We start from the raw sequence: 5465 nt of genomic DNA on the forward strand, positions 1-5465 counted from the left end.
TGACCACCATCAAATTCTTCGTACTCTCTCCTACCATCAGGATATTCGTAAAGGTTATAAAAATACTCTGCTACCCCTAATCCCCATGGTGCATGTCCGACCGCTGTTGCAACAAACTTTTTTTGCATAGGCTGTTTACGTTTTTTTAAAAACATCTGTTTTAATATCCCCAATATAAATCCATAATTTTACCAATGGGTTTATTTACCTCAAACTTGACCGTACAGAGCCGTTTAACTTTTACATAGCAAATCTATCACAAAACCTTTAAATCGCTCTGTACGGTGCCTTTTTGTCGATTTAAACGCATATCTAAACACAAAACCATCACCACTTTTCACTACTTTGCTGTCCTTCAATATTTTTCATGACTCCTCCTATCCCCTTTAAAACCTTTTCAAGCTCTTGCTGTTGAACAAGCGTTAGTGGTCTAAAGTGCTCTTTCGCTGTTTTTTCTTTCATCCTTTTTTCACGGCTATTCAAAACAGCCTTGCGGACAAGATTGGCTTTGATCAAAAGACTGTTTTCTAAATCACGGCATAACCTCACAAGTTCACGCGTGCTGGGAAAAAACGTATCCGATAAGCAGTCTATCTCATCACATAAAATCCGTTTAACTGTTTTCATCAGTGACCAGGCAGAAACATTCTCCAACACCATTCCATAGGTCAGCGCCATCCCTTCATGATCGGCCTGTTGTGCTATTTTCAAACCACAAGAAAGCATACGAAGTGCCTTGGCTATGTCCTCTTTTCTAGCTTTCACTGCAAACAGCTCTTGAAGTTGATCACAAGCTTCTAAAGCAATCATTTCCTGCTGTTTGGTCAAGGCACTGCCATCCTTCAAAACCAAAGGGAACCCCGGGGCTATCATTCCGTGAATGTGCTTCAAAGTAACCTCGAGATCCGATATCAAGGACACTGTCTGAGAGGCGTTCACTAATGCTTTTTTGCCTTTGAGAGTAATTTCCATAATTTCCACCTTGCTTACTGATTTTATAATCCTTTGAATTTCTCACCCAATTACGCCATGTTGCTTGCCAATCGATTTTGGTAGCATCCTTGCCTGTCTTGGCAGTCCAGTAATCTCGAAACTTTGCGATCTCGACTTTCACACGCTCCGGAGGCAAGCCCTCTGCAAGCGCAAAATCGTAATCTGGTTCAAAATCCTCAGGCAATCGACAGCCTCGATTAGCTTTAGACCGCTTGACTTTCTTAGGAACGTTTTCTTGCTCGTGAAGGGGAGGTTGGTTTTCTGCACCTGTTGCGTTTTGATCTGATGTGGTCTCAACAGCATGAACCTCTGTTGGCTCGTGAACCTGTTCGTTTGTTTCTAAACTTTCAGAACCAATTTCTTTTTTTGCTAAAACGATAGTTTTAGTTTTTTTATTATAACTGTTAATGTTAGTGTTATTGTTTATGTTATATATATAGGCATCATTAAGCATGTCGTAAGCATCATTTTTAGCATCATGAAAATCATGCTTAATATGCTTAATGTCACATTTAGCATTTTTAGCATCGTTTTTAGCATAGTTTTCAGTATTTTCAGGGGCTTTAGCATCATCACAAGCATTATTTGTATGTTTTGCCCATCTTGCCTGCGCTGCTTTCTGTGCCCTTTCCGATAATATCTTTGACCGTGCTGCTTTAGAGACCTTATCTAAATTCTCATGACAGTTATTGAGTTCTTCTTCGACTTTTAAATTCCACAAACGACCATCCTCTAAACGGATGATCTTTTCATCGCGTAATAAGGAATTTAATGCATTTTTGAGAACCCGTACCGAACAACCAGCCCACCGTGCTAATTTAGCGGCATCTTCAACAATAGGACGGCGTTCCTCACACATATAGAGAAAAAGGGTCATATAAAGACCTTTTTCGACTATGCTCATGCCACTAACATCTACAATCCATTGAGATGAAAAAAGCCTCGTCCAAGCCAACTTAGTTGACATGCCTTGCCTCCTCTTTTCTTTTGTTCCACCTCACAAGGGCTGCTTTCGAAGCACGCTCTGAAAATTTATTAATAGCATCATGATCAAAGGCAAATGACCTATGCCATAAGCTGCCATCCTCTAAACGTGTGACATGACCCGTGTTTATTAAAGCTTCTAAGGTTTTTTGAAACGTTCTGACTGAACAACCACACCAACCTGATAAATAAGAGGCATTATTTAAAAGAGGCGTTCTTTTATCACTCATCAGCAACACGAGTGTTGTGTAAACAGCCTTCTCTATCGCTTTCAAACCTGTAAGCTCTTTTAAAAATTGATCAGGATAAAGTTTTATCCAAGGTGATTTCGTCAACATACCCCAATTCCCTTTCTTTAACTAAATGTAATATTGCCAAAGCATCCGCTTCATTATCATCACAAGGCGCGTGGCCTTTTACACGCATTGCCTCTATCATCTCTTCTTTTGTGGCATTCCCCTTCCCCGTCGTCGCTTTCTTAATCGTACTAACAGGAATGCCTTCATACGGTATTTTGTAATACTCACACCAAACTTTTAAGGTTGCTAAAAAACCGCCGTAAACATGGGCAGCATCGGTCCCAATGTGACGCCTCACCTCTTCAAAATACACCGCGTCAATGCCACCTGCTGTATGCTTTATTTCTGATAACCATTGCTTAAAGCGTAAATAACGCATCCCACCGCCTTCAAAACGACGGGATTCAAAATTGACGGTACCACTGAATATGTCACCATCTGCACCACCTATTGCCCAGCCAGTTTTGGTTCCTAGATCAAAACAAAGAATCGTGTTATTCACCGCGCCTCTCCATACAAAACGTGTTTTATAGGATTGTTTTTTTCTGAAAATGAAGGAAAGAAAGGTGTAAGAAGTATGCAAATAGATAAAGATGTGATTGATATTATTTCATTAATAGTACCAACTTTCATCTCATTTTTTGGAATATGGTTAGGTTGTAGAAATCGAAAAATAGATCTTATAAATTTCAATAAACAACTAAGACAACTACAAGAACAATCTGAAACAGCAAAAGAACATCTATCCATCTTATGGCAAGAAAAAGAGAGGCGAGACTTAGGTCCAAATCTAGAGGCTATTATAAAGGAGAATCCATACGCATATAAGAGCGGTAAAGATTTCCTTATTGACATAACAGTAATCATAAAAAATCCTACAAAACATTCAATAAAAATGAATAATTTTCAGATACATCACAAAAGCCCATTTGCATTTGTTAAAGGGGGTTCTGTAGATCATATAATACCCTTTATCCCTGAGAACGAAAAATACATGAGTTTTAAAAGTCCTTTTACAGCAAACTTAAATTCACAGGACATACGCGGCTATTTTAATCTAAAGGAAAATGAACAAGCTATATTTAGTCTCACAGTTCGCCATCTCAAACCAAATATCGAAACTGTACCAATCTTTATCATTGAACACACTTCATCAAATCACCCAGAAAGAGTAGTTCAAACTAAGTTTTGGCCAGAATTTTTGCTATCTTTTGAAGAAGAGAACATGCTAGGATAAGATAATCTTTGGATTTCCTCTTCTTGCCTCCATATTTTTTCGTTTTTCCTAATTATTTCCTTTTTAACTATTTGTAATTCTTTATAAAATAGATAAAGTTGTACCGCTAATTGAATATTGACCGCCATAGAAGTGCAAACTGCTATTGTTGATACCATCTTAACACCCTCACTTACTTTTCTTCTTATTTTTATGAGAATTTTCTCTTACAGCTTCATCACACTGCTCACCCTCTTGTTTTAGCCTTTCAATTTCTGCATCGCGTGATCTAACATCTGCTTCTAGTGTCTCTATAAGTCCATTGTTCCGTCTGAATGCCTCATCACACTGCTCAAGCTGTTGTGTTAGTTTTTCAATTTCTTCGTCGCGTTTTTTAAGATCCGCATCATAGTCATCAATTATTTTCTTAGTTTCCTTTAAAAACTCATGCCTTTTCTCTTTGTGTTCTTCTCTCAGATTTCTAAGCTGCTCTTTGAGAGATTTAACCTGATCTCGATAAGACAAAGCAAACCGAAATATGACCCCGCCTAAAAGCAAGACTGAAATTACCGCTATTAATAAAATTTCATTTAAACCCATTTTGTTTCTCCTTTAATTGCTCTTAGGGCGGTCATCACGACCAATCTGTTTGGCTTCGCATTCCATTAAAAAAAGAAGGCAACAAGCCGCATGTGCCAAGTGTGACAAATCACTTTCGCTATCTTTATTTTCCCCTCCAAACCATGCTAATAAATGACGTAAGGCAGCACCGTGAAACCTGCTCCAGTGCATGCCATTACGCCAGTTATTTGCTCCGTATTTCTTTGCTCCAAACTCTAAAACTTTACCAATCTCAATCAGGGCCAACGGCGGTATGAGCTCTAAACGTGCCTTGCCATCATCATTTTTACTTGCTTCTCTTACAATCATCACCACTCTCCTTACGACTGTAAAACGTTGCTAGGCTCACACGCACTGTGAACATCGGAACTTTCTATAAATTTCGACATTGGGGGTGTTTGCTTCTCTTGCATTAATTTCTGCAAACGCTCAGAATAAAAGAAATCATCAGGACGCAAATCTATGCCATGTTCACGCGCATAGTCTAAAATTTTTTGCTGGTGCTTTGCTGGTATGAAGTTACGCCATCTAGAAACAGATGATACATCCCTTTGAACTATAGTTGCTACCGTTTTGAAACCACCTAAATATTTTATGATCAATTTCGAAGGCATATCTATCTCCATAATGTTGCAATTAATAATTGCACTTTTTACATATGTCAACAAAAAATGCACTTTTCACACTTTTGCATTTTGCGTATTTTTAGGGATAATGCTTAGATCATGAGTAGCAATATTGAAAAAAGTATCCAACAATGGCTGGAAAAAAAATTAGAAGAGCGCGGACACGGTGCTCAAGTAGAACTAGCCGCCTACTTGGGAATCCATCAATCCACTATAAGCAGAATGATTAATCCTTATAAAAATGGAAAATCAAGAAGCATAAGTATTGGAGAATTAGTTAAAATGGCTAAGTTTTTTAATGACCCCCCCCCAAACTTTTTCACTGATGTTGATCAAGAGTTTATGAATTTCTATCGTGATCTTTCTGAAGAAAATAAGAGATCTGTGGTTTCATATATTGAGTTTTTAAGGCAATCAAAAGATAAGTAATGGTTTCTTTCTCTTCCTGAGAAAATCCTTCTAAAAGGCTAGAGCTTGGTTCCGCTATTTGCATATTGTATCTCCATAAATTGTGGATAGTGCATTTTTTAAAAAAATACACCTAACATAAATATGCACTTTTTACATTTTTATGTTGACTATTGCACTTTTTGCATTTATATCCACTCCATACCCTATAAATTAACCGTTGCCAATAGGCAGTATGGAGGCATTTGTGACAAAACCAGTTTTTATAAAATCTGATGAAATTCTCTTAGTCATGTGCAGGGATGAGAAAGACAGTAT

General features: G+C 37.9%; 9 protein-coding genes. 2 read left to right on the top strand and 7 right to left on the bottom strand.

From position 1 onward, the window contains the following. Nucleotides 1–327: 327 nt before the first annotated feature. From HNQ69_RS07365 to HNQ69_RS07380, 4 genes are read right to left on the bottom strand one after another with little or no spacing between them, the layout of a single operon-like run. A complete protein-coding gene (locus HNQ69_RS07365) occupies nucleotides 328–828 on the bottom strand; it encodes a hypothetical protein (protein ID WP_246348565.1) in 501 nt (166 codons plus the stop codon). Further along, nucleotides 788–1960, bottom strand: a complete 1173-nt coding sequence (locus tag HNQ69_RS07370; protein ID WP_183229378.1) for a DUF1376 domain-containing protein — start codon at nucleotides 1958–1960, stop codon at nucleotides 788–790. Before HNQ69_RS07370 ends, HNQ69_RS07365 begins: the two co-directional genes overlap by 41 nt. Continuing rightward, complete coding sequence (locus tag HNQ69_RS07375; protein WP_183229379.1) at nucleotides 1950–2315, bottom strand: DUF1376 domain-containing protein; 366 nt, start codon at nucleotides 2313–2315, stop codon at nucleotides 1950–1952. The genes HNQ69_RS07370 and HNQ69_RS07375 overlap by 11 nt, the downstream gene beginning before the upstream one ends. Further along, entirely contained in the window at nucleotides 2278–2778 is a 501-nt protein-coding gene (locus HNQ69_RS07380; protein ID WP_183229380.1) for a hypothetical protein, read from the bottom strand. The genes HNQ69_RS07375 and HNQ69_RS07380 overlap by 38 nt, the downstream gene beginning before the upstream one ends. A gap of 75 nt (nucleotides 2779–2853) precedes the next feature. Here HNQ69_RS07380 and HNQ69_RS07385 point away from each other — a divergent pair, with 75 nt between their 5' ends. Continuing rightward, nucleotides 2854–3513, top strand: a complete 660-nt coding sequence (locus HNQ69_RS07385) for a hypothetical protein (protein ID WP_183229381.1) — start codon at nucleotides 2854–2856, stop codon at nucleotides 3511–3513. Nucleotides 3514–3681: 168 nt separating this feature from the next. On the opposite strand, the gene HNQ69_RS07390 is transcribed toward HNQ69_RS07385, so the two are convergent. Genes HNQ69_RS07390 through HNQ69_RS07400 form a run of 3 tightly spaced genes read right to left on the bottom strand, consistent with a single transcriptional unit; the run spans nucleotide 3682 to nucleotide 4727 of the window. After that, on the bottom strand, nucleotides 3682–4092 hold the full coding sequence (locus tag HNQ69_RS07390) for a hypothetical protein (protein WP_183229382.1): 411 nt from the start codon (nucleotides 4090–4092) through the stop codon (nucleotides 3682–3684). 12 nt (nucleotides 4093–4104) lie between these two features. Beyond that, on the bottom strand, nucleotides 4105–4422 hold the full coding sequence (locus HNQ69_RS07395; RefSeq protein WP_183229383.1) for a dATP/dGTP diphosphohydrolase domain-containing protein: 318 nt from the start codon (nucleotides 4420–4422) through the stop codon (nucleotides 4105–4107). Nucleotides 4423–4433: 11 nt separating this feature from the next. Beyond that, nucleotides 4434–4727, bottom strand: coding sequence for a hypothetical protein (locus tag HNQ69_RS07400; RefSeq protein WP_183229384.1), 294 nt, complete (start codon nucleotides 4725–4727; stop codon nucleotides 4434–4436). Between the two features lie 111 nt (nucleotides 4728–4838). Here HNQ69_RS07400 and HNQ69_RS07405 point away from each other — a divergent pair, with 111 nt between their 5' ends. Then, nucleotides 4839–5168, top strand: coding sequence for a helix-turn-helix domain-containing protein (locus HNQ69_RS07405; protein WP_183229385.1), 330 nt, complete (start codon nucleotides 4839–4841; stop codon nucleotides 5166–5168). The last annotated feature ends 297 nt before the right edge of the window (nucleotides 5169–5465 follow it).

It is taken from the genome of Bartonella callosciuri (assembly GCF_014203215.1).
In the GTDB taxonomy this organism is placed as follows: domain Bacteria; phylum Pseudomonadota; class Alphaproteobacteria; order Rhizobiales; family Rhizobiaceae; genus Bartonella; species Bartonella callosciuri.